The organism is Kitasatospora sp. NPDC002551, from assembly GCF_040296005.1.
Lineage (GTDB): Bacteria > Actinomycetota > Actinomycetes > Streptomycetales > Streptomycetaceae > Kitasatospora.
In genome coordinates this window covers 83931-104965 of the sequence record NZ_JBEOWI010000005.1, presented here as the reverse complement: position 1 = coordinate 104965, position 21035 = coordinate 83931, and the positions used below count along the sequence as shown (strand labels likewise).

The window sequence follows — 21035 nt, the reverse complement described above, 5'->3', positions numbered from 1 at the left end:
TACCAGGTCAGAGCACCTGGCCCGGCCACGAGGAACCGTCGGACGGCCCGCTCTCCCGCGCGCCGCCGTCCGGCCTTGTGTAGGTGACCTCGGTGGAGAGGGTGAAGCCAAGGGCCTCCAGTCGCGATGCGGCGTCGGCGGGGCTCTTCTTCTCGAACAGCACGAAGTCGTCGAGCTCGGTCTTGGTCCCGATCCGGATCCGCTGCGGCCGGGCCTGCGCCTGCTTGAGCGGCATGCCGCCCTCCGGGACCCGGATCTCGCCGAGCACGGCCTGGAGGCCGTCGACGGTGCGCTGGAGGTTCTCCCGGAGGACCACGACGGGGATGCTGCGGACCGAGGCCTCGCCGGCCGCACCGTCGCGACGACCGAAGAGGCCCTTCTCGCCGACCGTGGACGACCGCTCGGTGTCGTCGATCGAGATCAGGAAATCGAGCGCGTGGACGCCCTCCTCTGCCGCACCGAGGGTCGCGTCCGCATCCTCGGCCTGCTCGAACACCGATGTCCCCCTCCCCATTGACTGTCAGCGAGTTGACACCTCATAGGGAAATCGCGCGACGGCTTCGGACCGGTCGCCGGGCGGAGGGAACGCTGCGGGCTCGGTGCGGCGGTGGACGGTGAGGGCGAGGGCGGCGGTGGTGAAGAGGAGGAGGTGGGCGGCTTCGAGGGTGGGGCTGGTGAGGGCGAGGGTCCCGTGGCGGTGCTCGACGAAGCCGTTGTGGAAGAGCCAGGCGGCGAGGCCGATCAGCGGGGCGGCGGGCGGGCGGGAGCGGCGGCCGACGGCGGCGGCCAGGGCGGCGTAGGCGGCGAGCGCCACCCAGGTGGGGCGGAGTTCGCCGAGGACGCCGAGGACGGGGAGCAGGGCGGCGGAGGCGGTCAGGGCGACCGCGGCCGACACGGCGGGGGTGAGGCGGGCGGTCACGCCGTCACCGTCAGGCGGGTGCGGGGGTGGCGCTCCAGGTCCTCCAGTTCGCGTTGCAGCGGCGGCTTGGGGACGGCGAGCACCGGGCAGGTGGCGTGCCGGGTGCAGTAGGCGGTGATCGACGGGTGCAGGACCCGGGCGAGGGCGCCGCGGCCGCCGGCGCCGAGCACGAGCAGGTCGTCCGGCCGGTCGGCGCAGCGGACCAGGGCCTGGCCGGTCTCGCCGCGGACGGCGATGCTGCGCAGCCGGACGCCGGCCCAGGCGCCGCCGAAGGCCTGGTCGAGGGCGTCGCGCAGCCGGGCGGCGGCCGCGTCGCGGCAGACGGACAGCAGCGGCGGGCAGGGCGAGCGGCGGTAGCCGAACTCGCCGCCGACCGGGGTCCAGCAGTGCACGGCGAGCACCTCGGCGTCCAGCCGGCGGGCTTCGGCGACGGCGCGGTGCAGGGCGGCGAGGCTGCCGAGCGAGCCGCTGACGCCGACGACGACGCGGCCCCGGCCGTCGTCCCCGGGAACCCCGGCCGTGCCGGGGAGGTCTGTCGGCTCGTCCGCCATGGTGCTGTCCGTCCTTCTGGCTGGTGACCGGTGCGGTGACCGGTGTCGTCGGTCACCAGCCAAGCCGGGCGGGCCGGGGGCGGGGGGGTCGTTGACGGAGCCCTGACGCGCGCGGGCCCGGTCCGTACGGGTTCCTGACGCGGGACGGCCAGCCCCGCCCGTTCCGCTCGTTGCCATGCCCCGGCCCCGGCGACCCTGGCGTTTATTGCCGGACGGGATCGTCGGGGCTCTGCTTGAATCCGGGGCCATGGACATCAGCGCCCAGGACGGCCCGACGACCGGCCGGCTCCGCCACATCGCGATCATGCTGTTCCCCGGCGTCGAGGAGCTGGACGCCATCGGCCCGTGGGAGGTGCTCGCCTACTGGACGCGCAATTTCCCCGAGGACGGCTGGCGGGTGTCGTGCGTCTCGCGCGACGGCGGACCGGTGGAGTGTGCCAAGGGGCTGACGGTGCAGGCGCACCACGCGTGGGCGTCGATGCCGGCCCCGGACGTGGTGGTGCACCCGGGCGGGCGGGGCACCCGGCCGCTGCTGGCGGACGAGGAGCACCTGGCGCGGGTGCGGGAGCTGGCCGCGTCGGTGCCGCTGATGACCAGCGTCTGCACCGGGGCGCTGGTGTACGCGAAGGCGGGCCTGCTGCGCGGGCGGCCGGTCACCACGCACTGGGCGTCGCTCGACCTGCTGGCCGAGCTGGAGCCGACCGCCGAGGTGCGGCGGGAGGAGCGGTTCGTCGACGACGGGGACGTGATCACCTCGGCGGGGATCTCGGCGGGGATGGACATGGCGCTGCACCTGGTGGCCCGGCTCGCCTCGGTGGAGCGGGCCCGCCGGGTGCGGCGCGGCATCCAGTACGACCCGCGGCCGCCGGTGTAGCCGCGCACGGGCGGGTGGATCTGCCGGCCCGGGGGAAGGCCTCTCCTCCGGAGCGACGGCGGTGCGGGCGCCCCTTGGACCGGCGCGCCGCTCGGCACCCACGACGCCTTCGCCCACCTGGTGACCCTCCGCTACGACGAGGCCCGCACCCGTCGGCTGTCGGCCTCCTCACACCCGCCGCCCAATCCCCCACGGCGAAGCCCCGGCGCCCTATCGTGATCTTCGTCGGTGCGGACCCGGATCGGGCGATGGGGTGGAGCAGATGAGCGTTTCCCTGACGGCGCACCAGCTGATCGGGCTGCTGGTCGACCCCGGCGGCTTCGTGAGCTGGGACGCTCCGCCGACCGCCGGGCCCGTGGCCGCCGCCTACCGGGCGAGCCTGACCCGGGCGCGCGAGCGCACCGGCGTCGACGAGGCCGTGCTCACCGGCCTCGGCCGGATCGGTGGGGAGCCGGTGGCCCTGGTCGCCTCCGAGTTCGGCTTCCTCGGCGGGTCCATCGGCGTGGCCACCGCCGAACGGATCACCCGCGCCGTCGAGCGGGCCACCGCCGAACGGCTCCCGCTGGTCGCGCTGCCGGTCTCCGGCGGGACCCGGATGCAGGAGGGCACGGCCGCGTTCCTCTGCATGCTGCGGATCACCTCCGCCGTCCAGGCCCACCGGGCGGCCGGCCTGCCGTACCTCAGCTACCTGCGCAACCCCACCATGGGCGGGGTGTTCGCCTCCTGGGGCACGCTCGGGCAGCTGGTGTTCGCCGAACCGGGCGCGCGGCTGGGCTTCCTCGGCCCGCGCGTCTACGAGGAGCTGCGGGGCGTCGAGCTTCCCCCCGAGGTGCAGCGCGCCGAGACGCTCGCCGAACGCGGGCTGGTCGACGCGGTGGTCGCGCCCGAGGAACTGCGCGAGGTCCTGCGCCGCTCCCTATCCGTCCTGACCCGCCGGGCGCTGCCCGCGACCGCACCCGTTGCCACCGAACCCGCCGCCGCCGAACCCGCCGCGCGGCCCGACGCCTGGGAGGCCGTCCGGCGCACCCGGCGCCCCGACCGCCCGGGCACCCGCGAGCTGCTGCGCCGCACCGCCGAGGAGCTGGTGCTCCTCGACGCCCCCGGCGGCCGGGACGGCGCGCTGGTGCGGGCGCTCGCCGTGCTGGACGGGCAGCCGGCCGTGGTCGTCGGCCAGCAGCGGCAGACGGGTGCCCACGAGCGCCCGTTCACCGCCGCCGACCTGCGCGCCGTCCGCCGTACCGCCCGGGTCGCCGAGCAACTCGGCCTCCCCCTCGTGACGGTCGTCGACACGGCGGGCGCCGAGCTCTCCGTCCAGGCCGAGCTGGACGGCGTGGCCGTCGAGATCGCCCACTGCCTCACCACCCTGCTCGCCCTGCGCACCCCGGTCCTGGCCGTCCTCCTCGGCCAGGGCTCCGGCGGCGGCGCGCTCGCCCTGCTCCCCGCCGACCACGTCCTCGCCGCCGCCAACGCCTGGCTCGCCCCGCTCCCACCGGAGGGCGCCTCGGCCATCGTCCACCGCGACGGCGCCCACGCCCCGGAGCTGGCCCGCGCCCAGGGCATCACCGCCCACGACCTCGCCGCCGTCGGCCTGGTCGACCGGGTGGTCGCCGAACTCCCCGACGCGGCCGACGAACCCGCCGCCTTCTGCGACCGCCTCGGCCACGCCGTCGCCACCGCCCTCGGCACCCTCACCGCCACCCCCGCCCCCGCCCGCCTCACCGCCCGCACCACCCGCCACCGCCGCCTGGGCGACCTCCTCGCCACGGACTGACGCCGGCCGGGGCCCGCTGCCGCACCGCCGCGGGTCGTCCGGATGGCCAGGTCCGGGTGCGGCGTTCCGGGCGGCGGATGACGATGCGAATGGCCGCGACACCCGCGACGCCGAAGGAGGAGGCCGTGGCAGGGCTGGCTCGCATTCCGCTGGAGGACGGCGGCTGGGTGCTGATCGAGGCTCCCGGCGGCGCGGAGGGGCCCGTGAAGGCCGGCCGGGTCGGCGAGGCCGTCCGTGATCTGCCGACGACCCTGCAGGGCGCCCTCGTACCGGTCACCGCGGCCGCCCACGCGGCGCTCACCGAGCTGCGCCGGATCGGCCCCGACGAGATCGCGGTGGAGTTCGGCGTCGACCTCTCCTTCGAGGCCGGGGCCGTGATCACGAAGAGCGCCGCCAACTGCCACCTGCTGGTGAGGGCGCTGTGGCGGCAGGGCAGCCCCGTCGCTCCGGCCGCCGCCCGGCCGGACAGGGCCGGTGGCTAGCGCGGACCGGCCGCCGGACGGCGGTCGCGCGGGCGAACTGCTCCCGGCCGTGGCCCAGGTGCTCGGGCCGGGCGGCGCGGCCGTCGGAGCGGGCTTCCTGGTCGGCGAGGACGTCCTGCTGACCTGTGCGCACGTCGTGCGCGCCGCCGGGGCCGGGCCCGGCGAACAGGTGCGGCTTGCCTTTCCCAACGTCGATGGCTCACCCCTGGTCGAGGGCCGCGTCCTGGAGGAGCCGTGGCGCGACCCCGACGGCGACGACGTGGCCGTCCTCCGCCTGGCCCGTACCGTGCCGGGGACGGCGGCGTTGCCGCTGGGCTCCCCGGAGGGCTGCCGGGGCCACCAGGTGCGGTCGTTCGGGTTCCCCGCCCAGGCCCCGCCGGGCGGACACTTCGGCTTCGGCGTGGCCGGCGACCTGCTGCCGGCCGGTGAACGCGGCGGCGCCCACCTCCAGCTGACCTCGGCCAACGACCTGACCACGGGGTTCAGCGGCGGTCCGGTGCTCGACGAGATGACCGGCCTGGTCATCGGCATGCTGACCGAGATCGCGGCGCCCGACGACTACGAGCGGGGCCAGGGCATCGCGTACGTCACCCCCGCGGAGGTCCTGCGGGAGGTCTGGCCCGACCTGGCCCTGACGGACGTCTGCCCCTACCGGGGGCTGGAGTCGTTCACCGCGGAGGAGGCCCGGTGGTTCGAGGGCCGGGAGGACGCGGTGCGCCAGGTGCTGGCCGATCTGGCCCACCAGCAGCGGCTGACGCTGCTGCTCGGCCCCTCCGGTTCGGGCAAGTCGTCCCTCGTGCAGGCCGGTCTCCTGCCCGCGCTGGCCGAGGGCCAACTGCCGGGCAGTGACCGGTGGCTGCCGGTGCTCGTCCGTCCGCGGCAGGACCTGCTGGCCGAGCTGGAACGCGCCGGGCTGCCCGGGGCACGCCGGGACGGGATCGCCGCCGCCGTCACCCGCAGGCTGGCGAAGGAACCGGACCGGGAGCGGATCCTGCTGGTCGTCGACCAGTTCGAGGAATTCCTCGCCCGGTCCACCAACGGCCGGCAGCGGGAGGTCGTGGCGGTCGCGGAGCAGCTCACCGCGCTCGCCGACTCGGCCGTCCCGGTCAGCGTGGTGCTGGTCATGCGCGACGACTTCTACCCGCAACTGGCAGCCCTGGCACCGGCGTTGCTGGAGAAGGCGATGCCGGGCCTGCTCAACCTGCCGAGCACCCTCAGCCGGAGCGAGCTGCACGACATCATCACCCGGCCCGCCCGGTCCGTCGGCGCCCACTTCGAGGCCGGCCTGCCCCAGCAGATCATCACCGACATCCTGGAGGCCGCCCCCGGCGGAGCGCCGGGCAACCGGGCGCCCGTCACCGTCCTGCCACTGCTGGAACTGACGCTCAGCCAGCTGTGGCAGCGGCGCCGGAACGGCTACCTCACCCACGACGCCTACCAGCGCATCGGCGGAGTCACCGGGGGCCTCACCACCTGGTGCGACTCCGCGCTCCGGCAACTGACCGGCGAGCAACTTCCCATCGCCCGGCGGATCCTGACCTCCCTGGTACGGCCCGCCGAGCCCGGCTACCAGATCCCGGCCATCCGGGAGCAGCTCCCGCTGCGCGAACTGCGCGAGCTGGCCGCCAGCACCGAGGCCACGCCCGAGAGCGACCGGGCCGTCGACGAGGTGGTCGCCGCGCTCACCCGCCACCGGATCATCATGACCCGCGCCCCGCGCACCGCCGCCGGCCCCCAGCCGCCGGCCGGACAGCCGGTGGCCGAGCTGATGCACGACGCGCTCATCCGCGAATGGGGCACGCTCCAGGACTGGGTGGAGCAGGACCACCGCTTCCAGGGCTGGCTGGAGAGCACGCGCAGACGACGGGCCGCGTGGGCCGAACGGAAGGACCCGGGGGACCTGCTCGGCGGGACGGCACTCGCCGAGGGCCTCGACTGGGCGGACCGGCGCCACCTGCCGGGCGACATCAGCGCGTTCCTCACCGCGAGCCGGCAGCGCCAGCAGACCGTCATGCGGCGCAGCAGGCGGCTCAACGCGATCCTGGCCGGCCTGCTCGTCGTCGCCCTGGTCGCCGCCGCGGGAGCCCTCTGGCAGTGGCGGACGGTGACCACGGAACGGGAGGACTCCCTGTCACGGCAGTTCGCCGCCCAGTCCGACACGCTCAGGGCCACCAACCCCGACGCCGCGGCGCTGCTGGCCATCGCGGCGTACAACACCAGCCACACGCCCCAGTCCGTCGAGAGCCTGGGGAACGCGGCGCTCCTGCCGTTGAAGCGGCGCCTGGCGGGCCACACGGAGGCGGTGGACACGGTGGCGTTCAGCCCCGACGGGAAGATCCTCGCCACCGCGGGCGACGACAAGTCCGTACGGCTGTGGGACGTCGACACCGGGAAGACACTCGACACGCTCACCGGACACACCAACAGTGTCTTCTCCGTGGCCTTCAGCCCCGACGGGAAGACCCTCGCCACCGCGAGCTTCGACGGTACCGCCCAGCTGTGGGACGTCGACACCGGGTCCTCCCGCACCACCCTGGAGAGCCACAACGGCATCGTGACCGCGGTGGCGTTCAGCCCCGACGGAAGGACCCTCGCCACCGGTGACGGCTCGGACCTGAACCTGATCGACGTCACCACCGGTACCACCCGCGTCCTCAAAGGTCACACCGACAGCGTGTACTCCGTGGCCTTCAGCCGCGACGGGAAGACCCTCGCCACCGCGAGCCTTGACGGCACCGCCCGGTTGTGGGACGTGGGTACCGGATCCACCCGCACCCCTCTCGAAGGCCACAGCGCGTCCGTGACATGGGTGGCGTTCAGCCCGGACGGAAAGACCGTCGCCACCGCCAGCGAGGACCAGACCGCGAAGCTGTGGGAGGTCGACACCGGATCGACCCTCGCCACCCTCACCGGCCACACGGGCGGGGTGGAGTCGGTCGCGTTCAGTGCCGACGGAAAGACCGTCGCCACCGGCAGCGCCGACAAGAGCGCGCGGTTGTGGGACATCGAGACCGGTTTCACGCGCACCGCGCTCAAGGGCCACGTCGACAGCGTGTTCTCCGTCGCGTTCAGCCCCGACGGGAAGACGCTCGCCACCGGCAGTGTCGACACCACCGCCCGGCTGTGGGACCTCTCGACCGGTACCGACCTGCGCGGCCACACGTCGGGGGTGAACACGGTCGCGTTCAGCCCCGACGGAAAGACCCTCACCGTCGGCAGCGACGACGCCGCGGTCCGGGTGTGGGACGTCGCGAACCGCACCTACCGCAGTTCCCTGAACGGCCGGTCCGACATCGCGGGCGCACTGGCGGTCAGCCCGGACGGGAAGACCCTCGCCATCGGCGAAGCCGACTTCACGGTCTCGCTCTGGGAAGTGGCCACCGGCAAGAAGCTCACCGACCTCAGGGGCCATACCGACGTCGTGTCGACCATGGCGTTCAGCCCGGACGGGAGGATCCTCGCCACGAACAGCACCGACACCACCAAGGTGTGGGACGTCCCCGCCGGTACCGCCCGTACCTCGCTCCACACCTCCGACGTGCAGGTCATGGCGTTCAGCCCGGACGGGAGGACCCTCGCCACCGGCGACGTCTACCGGAACGCGCAGTTGTGGGACATCGCCGAGAAGTCCGCCCGCGCCACCCTCAAGGGGCACACCGGTACCGTTCTCTCGGTAGCGTTCAGCCCGGACGGGAAGACGCTCGCCACCGGCAGTGCCGACTCCACCGTGCGGCTGTGGGACGTGGACACCGGCAAGAGCCGCGCCGCCCTCACCGGCCACACCGACGCCGTGTGGGCCGTGGCGGTCAGCCCGGACGGGAAGACCCTCGCCACCGGCAGTGCCGACTCCACCGTGCAGCTGTGGAACCTGGCCAGCGGCAAGAGCCGCGCCGCCCTCACCGGCCACACCGACGCGGTCTTCACGGTCGCGTTCAGCCCCGACGGCCGCACCCTGGCCACCGGCGGCAACGACCTCACGGCCATCCTGTGGAACGTCGCTCCGCCCCAGCCCTCCGATGCGATCCGGAAGATCTGCCAGTCCGTCGACCGCGACCTCACCTCCGACGAACGGGTGTACCTGTCCGGCCACTCGACCGACCCGGTATGCCACAAGGGCTGACGCGCCCCCTGTCCGAACTACTCGACGGCGTCGGCACGCTCAGCGAGGCGCAGCAGCTCGCCCGGTGCACTCCTTCCGGCGATGAGCACGAGTTCGCGGATCGTGGCCCGGGCGGCGACGTGGGTCCGCACGGTCTCGGGCGCCAGCTCCTCAGCGCTGAGCAGCGCATCCACGGCCTCCCCGAGCTGCCGCCGCTGCGCGTGCGCCCTGCCCAGGTCGATCAGGAGCCGGGATCTGCGCTCCGCCGACAGCCCGCTCGGATCGATCTGCCGGCCGAGGTCCAGCGCCTCGCCCGCGTCCCCGAGTTCGACGGCAGTCGAGACGGCCTGGATCTCCACATTTGTGGGCCCGAACTCAAGGTTGAAGTCGTTCCGGTCCGCTCCGAGGCGCGCCGCGACCGCGCGCGCCTCGGCCATCTCCTTCCGCGCCCGCTCACGCCGACCTCCCCGGGCGGCGGCGAGCGCGAGGACGAGGTGCAGCGAGCCGAGGACGGAGAGCGTCTCCGGATCCTCGCCACCGCTCCGCGCCCGCAGAGCCGCCAGCGCGGCGGACGCCGTGTGCTCGGCCTGGTCGAGCCTGCGCAGCCGGATGAACGCGTGCGCCAGACGGTAGATCCCGGCGCACACCTGGAGCGGCTCGCCGGACTGCTCGGCCGCCCGGATGGCCCGGTCGGCGGCGACCCAGGCCGCATCGTCCTCGTCCTGCCGGACGAACGCGGCGGCGAGCGCCTGATAGGTACGGCTGAGGAGGAGGTGGATCCCGGGGCGGTCCTCCGGTGCCACCGTCCTCGCCGCCCGTTCCAGGACCGGCAGGGTCCGGCCGACAGCGGCACCGAGTTCGGCGAACCGCGCCGCGTGGGTCAGGTCCCAGATCTCGTCGACGTCGGCGGCGAGGCCGGTGGGATCCCGTGCCTCCACCGACCGGTCCACGCCGAGCAGCACGTCCAGCGCGGGGTGTCCCGACAGCAGAAGCCTCACCCGGTCGAGATCGTTGGGCGCTTCCTTTCCCAGCACCGGAGCGGCGGCCGGCGCCGACGGGGCGTCCGGCCGCAGGGTCTGGACCGAGACGCCGAGCCCATCGGCCAGGAGTCGGAGGACGTCGAGGCGCACCACGGGCTGGACGCCTCGTTCCACCTGCGACACCCAACTCGCCGTCCGGTTGATGGCAGCGGCCAGTTGCTCCTGGTTCATGCCGCGCTGCTTGCGCAGCTGCGCGACACGGGCCCCGAACGCTCGGCGGTCGTCCGCCGTCACTGCTCGGCCGCCGGAGTGGGGACGCCCTTCCCGGCGGCCGCGTCCAGGAAGGTGACCTCGAAGGACGCGAGGAAATGGGGCGTACCCCTGTCGGCGGAGGCGCTCGGGGAAGTGGAGCTGTGCGCGGGCGAGCTGATCACCAACGCGATCGAGCACGCCGGCGAGCGCTGCACAGTCACCGTCCGGTGGGCCTGCGGGCTGCTGCGGATCGAAGTCGCTGACCGCTGCCCGTCGTTGCGCCTACGCGAAACGGACCCCGACGCGACCGGCGGCCGCGGCCTGCTGCTGGTGGAGGCGTTGGCCTTCGGTTGGGGGTGGGAGCGGTCCGGCCCCGGCAAGATCGTCTGGCTCACCTATGCCCCGGATCTTCAGCTCCCGGTCCACGGATGGGGCAGCGCACCGGACCTCCACCGCATCGGACGAGTGGCTTGATGAGCCGCTTCCTCGTCGGCGGGGCACTCGCGGCTCTCCTCGCCATCGTGCTCGCTACGGTGATCATCAGTGTCATCACCAGCCTGCGCATGCGCGACGCCCTGTCCCCGCCACCCATCACCCGCCACGGACGCCGGGAGCTCCGAGCACTCCCCGACGGCACCACCGAATACACCTGGATCGCCCGCCAGCCCTACCCCCACGGCGGCCACCGCATACCCCGATGACCGCTCCCGGAGTGGGAAGTCGGCCGGGCCGACTTCCCACTCCTCAGGCAGCGCGGTCCCGGAGTTCACGGGGCCAGGATCTCGGGCCGGATCCTCGGCAGGGCCCAGGGGTGCACCGCGCCGCTGACCAGGTCGGCGAGGAACTGGACGGCGCCGCCGGTGTAGTGCCACCAGGCGGAGCTGCGTGACGCGACGGTGACCGTCCACTCGTCGGGGCCGGCCGGGCTGGTCGTCCAGAGGAAGAGGTCTCCCTGGTTCGACCCGGCCCAGGGCAGCAGGCCGCCCGGGTGGGGATAGGGGTGGAGCGGCACGGCGAGGTCGGCTTCCTCGCACAGCTCCGCGACGTCTTCCAGGCCCTCGATCCTCCCGAGCGCCCAGCGGCGCTCGTGGCCGGGATCCGGGCCGCCGAAACCGAGGAAGTCGCCGAGCACGAACGGCGGGTAGCGATCGCGAAGCAGCTTGTAGTCGCCCGGCAGCGCCACCCCCAGTTCGGTCTCGATCACCTGCCAGTCGACGGCCCTGCGCTCCGGCAGGCGCAACGCGGCCAAGCCCGGTACCGCGCGCTCCAGTTCTCCGACCGCCTCGGCGGGGTCGGTCAGGCGGCGGGCCGGTGCCTGGGTGCCGACAAGATCGTCCATGGGCTCAGCCTGCCAGCACGGCACCCTCCCGCCCGACGGGGAGGTCGGCTGCCGATAGGTTTCGCCGGTATGAGCGTGTCGAGGGGCCGGGGGCCGAAGAACCGGTGGGTGAAGCCGGATCCGGACAGCGGGGTGGAGGACGTCACGCTGCTGATCCTGGAATGGCTCGGCGAGCAGGGTGTGAACGCCATGATCCGGGTCGATGCGGAGCGGGTTCGGGACGGACGGCCGCCGTGGACCTTCACCGCCGGCGGCGGACCGCTGGCGGAGCCCTTCCGGGCCGACGGCGCCTCCGCCGGGGAGTGCATGGGGTACGCGTTGATCCGGCTGCGGGAGGCCGGGATCGTCGTTCCGTTCTGACCGTCGGTGCCCCGTCTGTGGCGGCGGTCTCAGATCATCCGCGACGGGGCGTGGTGGCGGTGGTGGCGGTGGGTGACGGCGGGGGCCGCCGGGCGGTGAGTGCGCTCACAGGGATTCCGTCGGCACGACGGGCGGTAGTGCCCGGGCCGATACCCGGGCGGGGGTGGCGGCGTCGCAGGTCAGGGGGCCCGGCGGGGGACCTTCGAATCGACGGCGCACGAGATCGCTACGACGGCGCGTCGTAGCGGAGGGGTCTTGGCAGCGCCTAAACCCGTCTGGCAACAATTGGTCTCGTCGCCAGCCGCACCCGGTACCTGTCCCACCGGAGCGCGGCGCTTCACAACGACTGTCCGGTGCACGCCCCGCGACCGTTTCGGCCCCTGTCCGGCCACGGTCCGGGCGGGGCGAGCACCGGCCCAACCTGATTGAGGTCTTGTTCTTCATGCCCGCTTTCAAGCTTCGTATGCGTACCTCCGCCGCCGTTCTCGCCGGTGCCGCCGCCGTGACCGCCCTGGGCGCCGGCCTGGTTCCCGCCACCGCCTCCGCCGCGAGCGCCTCGCCGCAGACCATCGCCGCGCAGATCGTGCCGGCCAACCAGCTCGCCTCGTTCAAGCAGATCATCGCCCACGAGTCCAGCTGGAACGTGACCGCGGTCAACCCGTCCTCGGGCGCGTACGGCCTGGCGCAGGCGCTGCCGGGTTCCAAGATGGCGACGCACGGCGCCGACTGGAAGACCAACCCGACCACCCAGATCCGCTGGGCGCTGGACTACATGAACGAGCGCTACGGCAGCCCGAACAACGCCTGGGCGTTCTGGCAGACCCACCACTGGTACTAAGCCGACCAGTAGGCACATCCGCTTCCGGACCATCTGTCCCCCCTCACCCCGGGGTCGGACAGGGACCACCGGGGTGACCCACGGCCCGGCCGCGCGCGATCCGCGCGGCCGGGCCTTCGGGCGTTCCCGGACCGGTCGCGGCACGAGACACCCGAGTCGGCTCGGGGCGCTCGGATATATTCGGGCCGAGACGAAGTCCCGCCCACCGTTCGGGCCCCGCCCGGCGCCGACCGAGGAGCATCCGGTGCCCCAGTCCCCCCGCACCCCGGCGACCGCCACCACGCAGACCGTGGCGCAGGTCAACCAGACCGTGCTGCTGGAGGTGCTGCGCCGGCACGGCTCGCTGTCCCGGCAGCGGCTGGCGGCCGAGAGCGGGTTGTCGACGGCGACCGTGCACCGGCTGGTCGAGGTGCTGCGGACGGCGGGGCTGGTGGTGGTGGAGTCCGAGCGGGCGCCGTCCAGCGGCGGGCGGCCGCCGCAGCTGATCCGCTACAACGCCGGGGCCCAGACGGTGCTCGCGGTGGCGATGCGCCCGCGCCGGATCGTCGGGGTGGTCGCCGACCTGCACGGCGCCGTGCTGCACGAGGCCGAGCACCACTGGGCGCCGGAACTCGGGCCGGACCGGACCCGCGAGCCCTCCGCCGAGGACCTCACCGGGCCGCTGCTGACGCTGGTGGACGGGCTGCGGACGTGGGCCGCACGGCACGCGGGGGCGCCGCGCGCGCTGGTGGTCGGGGTGCCGGGGGTGGTCCGGGACCGGACCGGGCTGGTGGAGTTCGCCCCGGCGCTGGACTGGCCCGGGCTGCGGCTGCGCACGCTGCTCCAGGAGCGGCTGGGCATCCCGGTGGCGGTCGAGAGCAATGTGGACCTGGTCGCCCTCGCCGTCCAGCACGGCGAGGCGGGCGCCGGGGTGGGCGACCTCGCCGCGGTGGTGGTCGGGATCGAGGTCGGCGCCGGCATCGTGCTGGGCGGCCGGCTGCACCGGGGCCGGCTGGGGTCGGCGGGGGCGCTGGGCTACCTGATGGGCGACCGCCGGGCGCTGGACCGCCCGCTGGGGCGCACCGGGGACACCCAGGCGCGGATCGGCGACCACGCCGTCGACCGGCGGATCGCGGAGGCCGGGCTGACCGTCTCGGGGACGTCGGCCGAGCGGGTCGCCGAACTGTTCCGGCTGGCCCGGGAGGGCGTGCCGGCGGCGGTCCGGCTGGTGGACGAGTTCACCGACGACCTGGCCCTGCTGGTGGCCAATCTGACCAGTGTGCTCGGCCCCGAACTCATCGCGCTGGGCGGGCGGTTGCTCTGGGAGAGCGGCGGCGAGCTGCTGCCCGCGATCGAGTCCCGGCTGCAGGGCCGGGTGCCGGTGCTGCCGCGGCTGATGGTGGTGCACTCGACCACCACCGAGCTGGTGGGCGCCGCCGCGGCCGCCGTCCGGCTCGCCGACGGGGCCACCTTCATCACGCGCTGAGGCTCCCCCGCACGAAGGGGCCCACTATTTCTCAATGTGATAGAAACTCCTCGTGGCCACTCGACCAAAGGAGTCCCGGATGTTCGCGGCCGCCTTCGCCATGGACCCGGCCCGGTTCCCCGACGTCTACGGCCCCGAGGCCCTCGCCCGGGTGTCGGCGCGCGCGGAACTCGTCGCGGACCCGGCCGCGCCCGGCGGTGTCTGGGGCCCCGAGCGGCTCACCGCCGCGCCGGACGCGCTGCGCGACGTCGAGGTGCTGTTCACCGGCTGGGGCGGGCCCGTCCTGGACGCCGCGGCGCTGGAGCGGATGCCCCGGCTGGCCCTGGTGCTGTACGCGGCCGGGTCGGTGCGCCGGATCGCCACCGAGGAGTTCTGGGCCACCGGCGTCCCGATCGTCACCGCCGCCCACGCCAACGCCGTGCCGGTCGCCGAGTTCACCGTCGCGCAGATCGTCTACGCGCTCAAGGACGGCTGGCGGCACGTGCTCGCCGCCCGCGCCGCCCGCGCGCCCGTCCGGGTGGGCCGGGCCCCCGGCGCGTACGGCGCCACCGTCGGCGTGCTGTCGCTCGGCGAGACCGGGCGGCTGGTCTGCGAGCGGCTGCGCGGCTACGACCTGCACGTCATCGCCCACGACCCGTACGCCGCGCCGCCGCCCGGAGTGCGGGCGGTCGGGCTGGACGAACTCTTCGCCACCGCCGACGTGGTGAGCGTCCACACCCCGCTCGTCCCGGAGACCCGGGGCCTGGTCGGGCGGCGGCTGCTCGCCTCCATGAAGCCCGGCGCCACCCTGGTCAACACCGCGCGCGGCGCCGTCCTGGACGAGCCGGCCCTGCTCGACGTCCTCGCCGAACGGCCCGACCTGTTCGCCGTGCTGGACGTCACCGACCCTGAACCGCCGCTGCCCGGCTCGCCGCTGTTCACCCTGCCGAACGTCGTGGTCACCCCGCACCTGGCCGGCAGCCAGGCGCTGGAGCGGCGACGCCTCGGCGACCTGGTGGTGGGCGAGTTCGAGCGGTGGACGCTCGGTGAGCCGCTCCGCCGGGCGCTCGACCGCCGCACCTACGAACGGATGGCCTGACGTGACCGACCGACGACCCGACGTCCTCGTCGTCCTGACGGACCAGCAGACCTCCGACGCGATGAGCGCCGCCGGGAACCCGCACCTCGACACCCCGCACCTGGACGCGCTGGCCGCCGCCGGCACCCGCTACCGGCAGGCGTACTGCGCCCAGCCGCTCTGCGCGCCGTCCCGGGCCAGCCTGCTCACCGGGCAACTGCCCAGCGCGCTCGGCGTCACCGGCAACGAGGCCCTCGGCCCGGACGGAACCACCCCCGAGCCCCTGCTGGGCCGGGTGTTCGCCGAGGCCGGGTACGACTGCGCCTACGGCGGCAAGTGGCACCTGCCCGAACTCGACCTGCCCGAGGGCCGCGGCTTCCGCCGCATCCACCCCGCCGGGGACGACGCCGGACTCGCCCGCGCCGCCGCCGCGTTCCTCCACCGCCCGCGCCCGCGCCCGTTCCTCCTCGTGCTCTCCTTCCTGGAGCCGCACGGCATCTGCGAGTGGGCACGCGGCCAGGACCCGAGGACCGGCCCGCTGCCCGCCCCGCCGCCGGCCGCCGAGTGCCCGCCGCTGCCCGCCAACTTCCCGCCCGCGCCGTACGAGGCGCGCCTCCCCCGGCTCGCCCAGCGGGCCTGGGCGCACACCCACCCCACCGCCGAGTGGCGCGAGGACGACTGGCGGCGCTACCGGCACGCGTACTACGCGCTGGTCGAACGGGTCGACGCGAACCTCGGCACCGTGCTGGACGGGCTGCGCGAGCACCGGCGCCGGACCGGACGGGAGACCGTCGTGGTGTTCACCTCCGACCACGGCGACGGCGCCGGCGCGCACGGCTGGAGCCAGAAGTGGGCCCTGTTCGAGGAGTCGGTGCGGGTGCCGTTCCTGGTCAGCGGGCCCGGCAGCGCGGCGGGCGAGGTCAGCGACCGGCTGGTGTCGACCGGCCCCGACCTCCTGCCCACCCTCTGCGACCTCGCCGGCGTCCCCGCGCCGCCCGGCCTGCCGGGGCGCAGCGTGCGCGCCCCGGAACCGCGCGAGACGGTGGTGGCGGAGACCCGCTGGGAGCTGCCCGGGTTCAACAACGCCCTCGGCCGGATGATCCGGGACGATCGGCACAAGTACGTCTGCTACGCCTGGGGCGACCACCGTGAGCAGCTGTTCGATCTCGCCGGGGATCCGGGCGAGATGGTCAACCTCGCGGTGGACGCCCGGCATTCGGCCCTGCTCGACCGGTTCCGCGCACTGCTCGCCGGGCACTGCGCCCGTTCCGGCGACCCGTTCGCCCGCTTCGTTCCGGCCGCCGCGTCGAATTGACCGGGTGTCAGGCGGAGTCCGGGTCCAGGCCGAGCAGTTCGCGGGTCCGGCGGTACTTGGCGGCGAGCCGCTCGGCGGTGGCCGGGTCGAGGCTCGCCAGCCGGGCCGGGTCGGCGTTGTGCGCGAGGTCGGCCTGCTTGACGACCAGCGCCCCGGGGGTGGCCAGGATGCGCGCGGTGTACTCCTCCAGCGGCTCGCCGGGCCGCTTGGTGAGCGCGTCCACGATGGCCTTGGTGGCGGCGCCGAGGGCGGCGCCGGCCAGCCACTCCCGGGTCAGCGCGTCGTCCTCGATGGCGTCGTGCAGCCAGCCGGCCGCGATCTGCTCCTCGCTGCCGCCGCGCGCGGCCACACCGTGGGCGACCGCCGCCAGGTGCTCGGTGTAGGGGTGGCCGTTCTTGTCGGTCTGCCCCGCGTGGGCGTCCCGGGCGATCCGCTCGACCTCGGCCAGGCTCAGGTACTCCATCCGGCCATCGTAGGTGCCGGGCCGTGCGGGGGCCTGCCCACCGCGGCCGTTCGTACGCCTGATTGACTTCCGGCGTCCCGTCCGAGCCCGGCACCGCGAACCCCGCACCGAGGAGCCATGCCCAGCCCGCACCCGCTGCTGTCCGGTTTCGCCCCGATCTGGGCGCTGACCGGCGTCGGCTACCTGCTCGGCCGCGGCGGCCTGCTCGGCGAGCACGCCGAGCAGGTGCTGAACCGGTTCGTCTTCCACGCGGCCATGCCGGCGGCCCTGTTCCTGATGATCGCCCGCACCCCGCTGGACCGGTTCGCCAACCCGTCGATGGTGGCGTTCACGGCGAGCACGCTGGTCGCGGGCGGGCTCGGGCTGCTCGCCTCCCACCGGCTGTTCGGGCGCGGGGTGCCGGAGCGGGCGCTCGGCGCGATGGCGGCCGGGTACGTCAACTCGGCCAACCTGGGGATCCCGGTGGCCACCCAGGTCCTCGGCGACGCGTCCTTCGTCGGCCCGGTGGTGCTGTTCCAGATCCTGCTGGTCACCCCGGCGGTGCTGACCGTGCTCGACTCCGGGCGTGCGGGGCTGCGGGCCGCGCTCACCCTGCCGCTGCGCAACCCGATCCTGCTGGCCGTCGCCCTGGGCACCGTGCTGTCGGCGACGGGCTGGCGGCCGCCCGCCGAGCTGAATCGTTCCTGCGAACTGCTCGGCGGCGCCGCCGTGCCCACCGCGCTGGTGGCCCTCGGCCTCTCGCTCCGCCACCCGCCCGCCGTCACCGGCGCCTCCCGCTACCTGGAGGTCGGCACCGCGGTCACGCTCAAGACCCTCGTCCAGCCGCTGACGGCCTGGGCGGTCGGCGCACTGGTGCTCGACCTGCCGCCGCACCAGTTGCTCACCGTGGTGCTGTTCTCGGCGCTGCCGACCGCGCAGAACGCGTTCACCTACGCGCGCGAGTACGGGCACGGCGCCGCGTTCGCCCGGGACACGGTGCTCGCCTCGACGCTGGTCTCGATGGCCACCCTCTCCCTGATCGCCTGGGCCCTCGGTTAGCGCCGGTCGGCCCGCCACCGGGAGGCGGCGGGCCGAGCGGGGACGGGCCTCAGCCCTCGTAGCGCAGGCCGTGGCCGAAGCGGAACAGCGGGTCGGCGGTGTCGAACGGCACGTCCGGCCGGCTCGCCTCGACGGCCGCCATCGAGGACGGCAGGTCGAACGGCAGCGAGCCCTGCGGCCGCTCCTCGCCGAACAGCACCTTCGCGAAGGCCTGCTCCTGCGCACCGAAGTTGACGATCAGCGACGCGGCGTGCCCGGCCAGACCGGTCAGGATCGCCGGCCGGTCCAGGTACACGTCGACCACGGTCGGCACGGTGGCGCAGATCCGCCGCACGCGCTCGGTCTCCTCCTCCGGGAAGTCGAGCGATCCCGCGTGGAAGAAGGACTCCAGGGAGCCCTCCTCGCCGCGCGGCTCGAACGGCGCCGCCAGCCGCAGCACCGCCACGTCCGCCTCCTGCGGCGTGGCGACGAGCTGCGCCCGGCCACCGAGCGCCTCGGCGGACAGCCCCTCCGCGTAGACCTTCAGGCCGCCCGGGGCGAGCGGCAGCCGGGCCGGCCCCTCGGCGGCGTTGACCAGCAGGACGGACGCGGCCGCCTGCGCCGCCAGGCCCTCGGCGCGCGCCCCGGCGGCGCCCACGGTCGCTTCGGCGGTGGCCTCGTCCACGTACGGCCGGTCGAACAGGCCGAGCCGGAACTTCTCGCGCAGCAGCCGGCGCGCCGAGACGTCGACGCGCTGCTCGGTCACCCTCCCGGTCCTGACCAGGTCCACCAGCGCCTGCGGGCGGAACTCGCCGCCGAACTGGTCCACCCCGGCGTCCAGCGACTTGAGCATGCGCTCCTCGTACGTGAGCTCCTCCACGCCCCAGAACTTGTCGGCGAGGATGGCCCAGTCGGTGCAGACGATGCCGTCGTAGCCGAGCCGCTCGCGCAGCAGGCCGGTGATGATCCCCTTGTTGAAGCCGAAGCCGACCTCCTCGTGCTCGGTGCCGACCGGCATGCCGTAGTAGGGCATCATCTGCGCGACGCCGGCCCCGATGACGGCCTCGAACGGCTTGAGGTGGTAGTCGAACCGGTCGCCCGGGTAGACCTGCTCGCGGCCGTACGGGAAGTGCGGGTCCTCACCGTTCAGCTGCGGGCCGCCGCCCGGGAAGTGCTTGGCCATCGCCGAGACCGACTCCGCCCCGACCTCCTCGCCCTGGAGCCCGCGCACGTAGGCGACGGCCAGCTCGGAGGTGAGGTCGGCGTCCTCGCCGAAGGTGGCGCTGATGCGCGCCCAGCGCGGCTCGGTGGCGAGGTCGATCTGCGGGTGCAGCGCGACCCGGATGCCGACGGCCAGGTACTCGCGGCGCACGGTGTCCGCCCAGCGGCGCACCAGCTCGGGCGAGCCGACGGCGGCGAAGCCGAGCGGTTCGGGCCACTGCGAGAACGGGCCGGCCAGCAGCGCGGTGGCCGGGTTGTCGGTGAAGGAGTGGCGCGGGTCGCTGGAGATGGTGACCGGGATGCCCAGCGGGCGCTCCAGGACGCTGCGCTGGAGGTTGTTGTGCCAGGCGGCGAGGTCACCCGCGCTGCTCGCCCAGAGGATGTTGAAGTGGTTGATGCGCCGCTCCAGGAAGGTGGCCATCGACGGCATGCCGAAGAGGCCGGGCTCCGAGAGCGCGCCGATGTTGCCCAGCGGGTGGAACATCAGGCCGGCCTTGTCCTCGAGCGGCAGGCGGCTCAGCAGGTCCTCGACGCGCTGGTCGACGCTCAGCGTCGGGTCCTGGTAGGGGAAGCGGGCGTCGGTGCTCATGACGGGGCCTTTCTCGGTGGTGCGGGGGGAAACACGGGGGCGGGGGCGGATGCGGTCAGGCGGCGCTTCTGATCCTGGTCACAAGAAGCGCTCCGACCAGGCAGAACACGGCGGCGAGACCGAACCAGAGGGAGTAGCCGGCCCCGCCGAGCAGGGCGTTGCCGACGGGGATGACGACCACGCCCGCCAGGAACGGCGACAGCGAGCTCGGCAGCGCGTTGGCGATGTTGAGCACGCCGAGGTCCTTGGCCGTGTCGTCCCGGCTGGGCAGCAGGCTGATCGCGAGCGCGTTGTCGACGGCGAAGAACAGGCCGGCGCCGATGCCGAGGACGGCTTCGAGGACCAGCAGGGTCCCCAGGCCGGCGTCGCCCAGGTACGGGGTGACGGTCACCGCGGCGAGCACGGCCGCCATCACCAGGCCGCCGCCCATCACGAAGGGCTTGCGGCGGCCGACCCGGTCGGACAGCACGCCGCCGATGATGCTGGAGACGACCAGGGTGGCCACGCTCAGGCCGTTGGCCAGGGCGTTGAAGCGCAGTTGCTCGTCGGTGTCGTCCATGCCGAACTCCGCGGCCAGGAACAGGGTCAGATAGCCGGCCAGGGCGCCGTAGCCGAGCATGATGAGGAACTTGCTCAGCCAGGCCCAGCCGAAGTCCGGGTGCTTGCGCGGGTCGAAGACGAAGGAGAGCAGGAGGCTGCGCGGGTTCAGCGGCTCGCCCGGCGGTTCGGTGCGGACCCGGTCGGGCAGCCGGACGGCGAACCAGAAGCCGAGGACGACGGCGATGGCGGCCGGCACGACGAACCGCAGGAGGTCGCTGGGCAGCACGGAGAGCAGGATCGAGCCGATCATGATGCCGATCGGGGTGACCGCGCCGACGATGCCGGACACGCTGCCGCGCCTGGCCTCGGGCACGTGGTCGGCCACGGTCGCGCCGGCGGCGGCGAAGGCGACGTTGGCGGCGCCCTGGGCGACGCACCAGGCGATCAGCAGCACCGGGACGGTGGGGGCGAGGGCGCAGGCCACCAGGGCCACCGCCATCACGGCGACGCCGCCGACCAGGAACGGCCGGCGCATGCCGTAGCGGGAGGTGCAGCGGTCGGAGAGGCGGCCGGCGAGGGGCTGGCCGACCAGCGCGAACAGGGCGCCGGTACCCGTCACCAGCCCGAGCTGGGCGGGGGCGGCGTCCAGGCCCACCAGGTCCTGGATCTTGACCGACAGACCGCCCATCACGGGGGCGAGCACGGCCAGGTACATACCGAACTGGCCGAGCGCCAGTCTTCGCACGAAGCCGGGGGGTGCCTGCGGCGCGGGGGCCGCCGCGGGCAGGGGTGGGGGTTCGAGCACGGGGGAGCTCCTTGGAGACCGGCCACGACGGCGTGGCGGACCAGAGCCGCGGCAGCGGGGGGGGGCGCGGCGTGGAGCCAATTGCTACACATGTGTAG

Annotated in this window: 20 protein-coding genes; 12 read left to right on the top strand and 8 right to left on the bottom strand. The window is 74.4% G+C overall.

Annotation, left to right across the window (positions count from 1 at the left end; genetic code table 11):
• Positions 1-7: 7 nt before the first annotated feature.
• Genes ABT093_RS07270 through ABT093_RS07260 form a run of 3 tightly spaced genes read right to left on the bottom strand, consistent with a single transcriptional unit; the run spans position 8 to position 1470 of the window.
• The gene (locus ABT093_RS07270) at positions 8-496 is read right to left on the bottom strand and encodes a hypothetical protein (RefSeq protein WP_350561350.1); all 489 of its coding nucleotides are present in this window, start codon (positions 494-496) and stop codon (positions 8-10) included.
• 24 nt (positions 497-520) lie between these two features.
• The gene (locus ABT093_RS07265; RefSeq protein ID WP_350561348.1) at positions 521-919 is read right to left on the bottom strand and encodes a hypothetical protein; all 399 of its coding nucleotides are present in this window, start codon (positions 917-919) and stop codon (positions 521-523) included.
• Positions 916-1470 carry a universal stress protein gene (locus ABT093_RS07260; RefSeq protein WP_350561346.1) on the bottom strand — a complete coding sequence of 185 codons (555 nt, stop codon included), beginning with the start codon at positions 1468-1470 and terminating at the stop codon, positions 916-918. The genes ABT093_RS07265 and ABT093_RS07260 overlap by 4 nt, the downstream gene beginning before the upstream one ends.
• A gap of 247 nt (positions 1471-1717) precedes the next feature.
• Between ABT093_RS07260 and ABT093_RS07255 the strand changes: the two genes are divergently transcribed.
• The 4 genes from ABT093_RS07255 (at position 1718) to ABT093_RS07240 (ending at position 8717) form a co-directional block, all read left to right on the top strand.
• The gene (locus ABT093_RS07255; protein ID WP_350561344.1) at positions 1718-2344 is read left to right on the top strand and encodes a DJ-1/PfpI family protein; all 627 of its coding nucleotides are present in this window, start codon (positions 1718-1720) and stop codon (positions 2342-2344) included.
• A gap of 262 nt (positions 2345-2606) precedes the next feature.
• A complete protein-coding gene (locus tag ABT093_RS07250) occupies positions 2607-4115 on the top strand; it encodes a carboxyl transferase domain-containing protein (protein WP_350561342.1) in 1509 nt (502 codons plus the stop codon).
• Between the two features lie 125 nt (positions 4116-4240).
• The gene (locus ABT093_RS07245) at positions 4241-4597 is read left to right on the top strand and encodes a CU044_2847 family protein (protein WP_350561340.1); all 357 of its coding nucleotides are present in this window, start codon (positions 4241-4243) and stop codon (positions 4595-4597) included.
• On the top strand, positions 4590-8717 hold the full coding sequence (locus tag ABT093_RS07240) for an nSTAND1 domain-containing NTPase (RefSeq protein WP_350561338.1): 4128 nt from the start codon (positions 4590-4592) through the stop codon (positions 8715-8717). Before ABT093_RS07245 ends, ABT093_RS07240 begins: the two co-directional genes overlap by 8 nt.
• A gap of 17 nt (positions 8718-8734) precedes the next feature.
• On the opposite strand, the gene ABT093_RS07235 is transcribed toward ABT093_RS07240, so the two are convergent.
• On the bottom strand, positions 8735-9970 hold the full coding sequence (locus tag ABT093_RS07235; RefSeq protein ID WP_350561336.1) for a helix-turn-helix domain-containing protein: 1236 nt from the start codon (positions 9968-9970) through the stop codon (positions 8735-8737).
• A 51-nt stretch (positions 9971-10021) separates the two neighbouring features.
• Here ABT093_RS07235 and ABT093_RS07230 point away from each other — a divergent pair, with 51 nt between their 5' ends.
• Together ABT093_RS07230 and ABT093_RS07225 are read left to right on the top strand one after the other, a co-directional pair.
• Complete coding sequence (locus tag ABT093_RS07230; RefSeq protein ID WP_350561334.1) at positions 10022-10402, top strand: ATP-binding protein; 381 nt, start codon at positions 10022-10024, stop codon at positions 10400-10402.
• A complete protein-coding gene (locus tag ABT093_RS07225) occupies positions 10402-10629 on the top strand; it encodes a hypothetical protein (RefSeq protein ID WP_350561332.1) in 228 nt (75 codons plus the stop codon). The genes ABT093_RS07230 and ABT093_RS07225 overlap by 1 nt, the downstream gene beginning before the upstream one ends.
• 65 nt (positions 10630-10694) lie before the next feature.
• Here ABT093_RS07225 and ABT093_RS07220 read toward each other — a convergent pair whose 3' ends face one another.
• Positions 10695-11267 (bottom strand): SMI1/KNR4 family protein, encoded by a 573-nt coding sequence (locus tag ABT093_RS07220; protein WP_350561330.1) that lies wholly within the window; start codon positions 11265-11267, stop codon positions 10695-10697.
• Positions 11268-11336: 69 nt separating this feature from the next.
• Between ABT093_RS07220 and ABT093_RS07215 the strand changes: the two genes are divergently transcribed.
• From ABT093_RS07215 to ABT093_RS07195, 5 genes are all read left to right on the top strand, one after another.
• Positions 11337-11627, top strand: a complete 291-nt coding sequence (locus ABT093_RS07215; RefSeq protein ID WP_350561328.1) for a hypothetical protein — start codon at positions 11337-11339, stop codon at positions 11625-11627.
• A gap of 463 nt (positions 11628-12090) precedes the next feature.
• Positions 12091-12465, top strand: coding sequence for an aggregation-promoting factor C-terminal-like domain-containing protein (locus tag ABT093_RS07210; RefSeq protein WP_350561326.1), 375 nt, complete (start codon positions 12091-12093; stop codon positions 12463-12465).
• Between the two features lie 244 nt (positions 12466-12709).
• Positions 12710-13930 carry an ROK family transcriptional regulator gene (locus tag ABT093_RS07205; protein ID WP_350561324.1) on the top strand — a complete coding sequence of 407 codons (1221 nt, stop codon included), beginning with the start codon at positions 12710-12712 and terminating at the stop codon, positions 13928-13930.
• A gap of 52 nt (positions 13931-13982) precedes the next feature.
• The gene (locus ABT093_RS07200; RefSeq protein WP_350561322.1) at positions 13983-15008 is read left to right on the top strand and encodes a hydroxyacid dehydrogenase; all 1026 of its coding nucleotides are present in this window, start codon (positions 13983-13985) and stop codon (positions 15006-15008) included.
• 1 nt (position 15009) lies between these two features.
• The gene (locus ABT093_RS07195; protein WP_350561320.1) at positions 15010-16302 is read left to right on the top strand and encodes a sulfatase family protein; all 1293 of its coding nucleotides are present in this window, start codon (positions 15010-15012) and stop codon (positions 16300-16302) included.
• Between the two features lie 7 nt (positions 16303-16309).
• On the opposite strand, the gene ABT093_RS07190 is transcribed toward ABT093_RS07195, so the two are convergent.
• On the bottom strand, positions 16310-16765 hold the full coding sequence (locus ABT093_RS07190) for an HD domain-containing protein (RefSeq protein WP_350561318.1): 456 nt from the start codon (positions 16763-16765) through the stop codon (positions 16310-16312).
• A 117-nt stretch (positions 16766-16882) separates the two neighbouring features.
• Between ABT093_RS07190 and ABT093_RS07185 the strand changes: the two genes are divergently transcribed.
• Positions 16883-17803 (top strand): AEC family transporter, encoded by a 921-nt coding sequence (locus ABT093_RS07185; RefSeq protein ID WP_350561316.1) that lies wholly within the window; start codon positions 16883-16885, stop codon positions 17801-17803.
• Between the two features lie 49 nt (positions 17804-17852).
• On the opposite strand, the gene ABT093_RS07180 is transcribed toward ABT093_RS07185, so the two are convergent.
• Positions 17853-19592, bottom strand: a complete 1740-nt coding sequence (locus ABT093_RS07180; RefSeq protein WP_350561314.1) for a glycoside hydrolase family 3 protein — start codon at positions 19590-19592, stop codon at positions 17853-17855.
• A gap of 55 nt (positions 19593-19647) precedes the next feature.
• Positions 19648-20937: an MFS transporter gene (locus ABT093_RS07175; protein ID WP_350561312.1), complete on the bottom strand. Its 1290-nt coding sequence runs from the start codon at positions 20935-20937 to the stop codon at positions 19648-19650.
• Between the last annotated feature and the right edge of the window lie 98 nt (positions 20938-21035).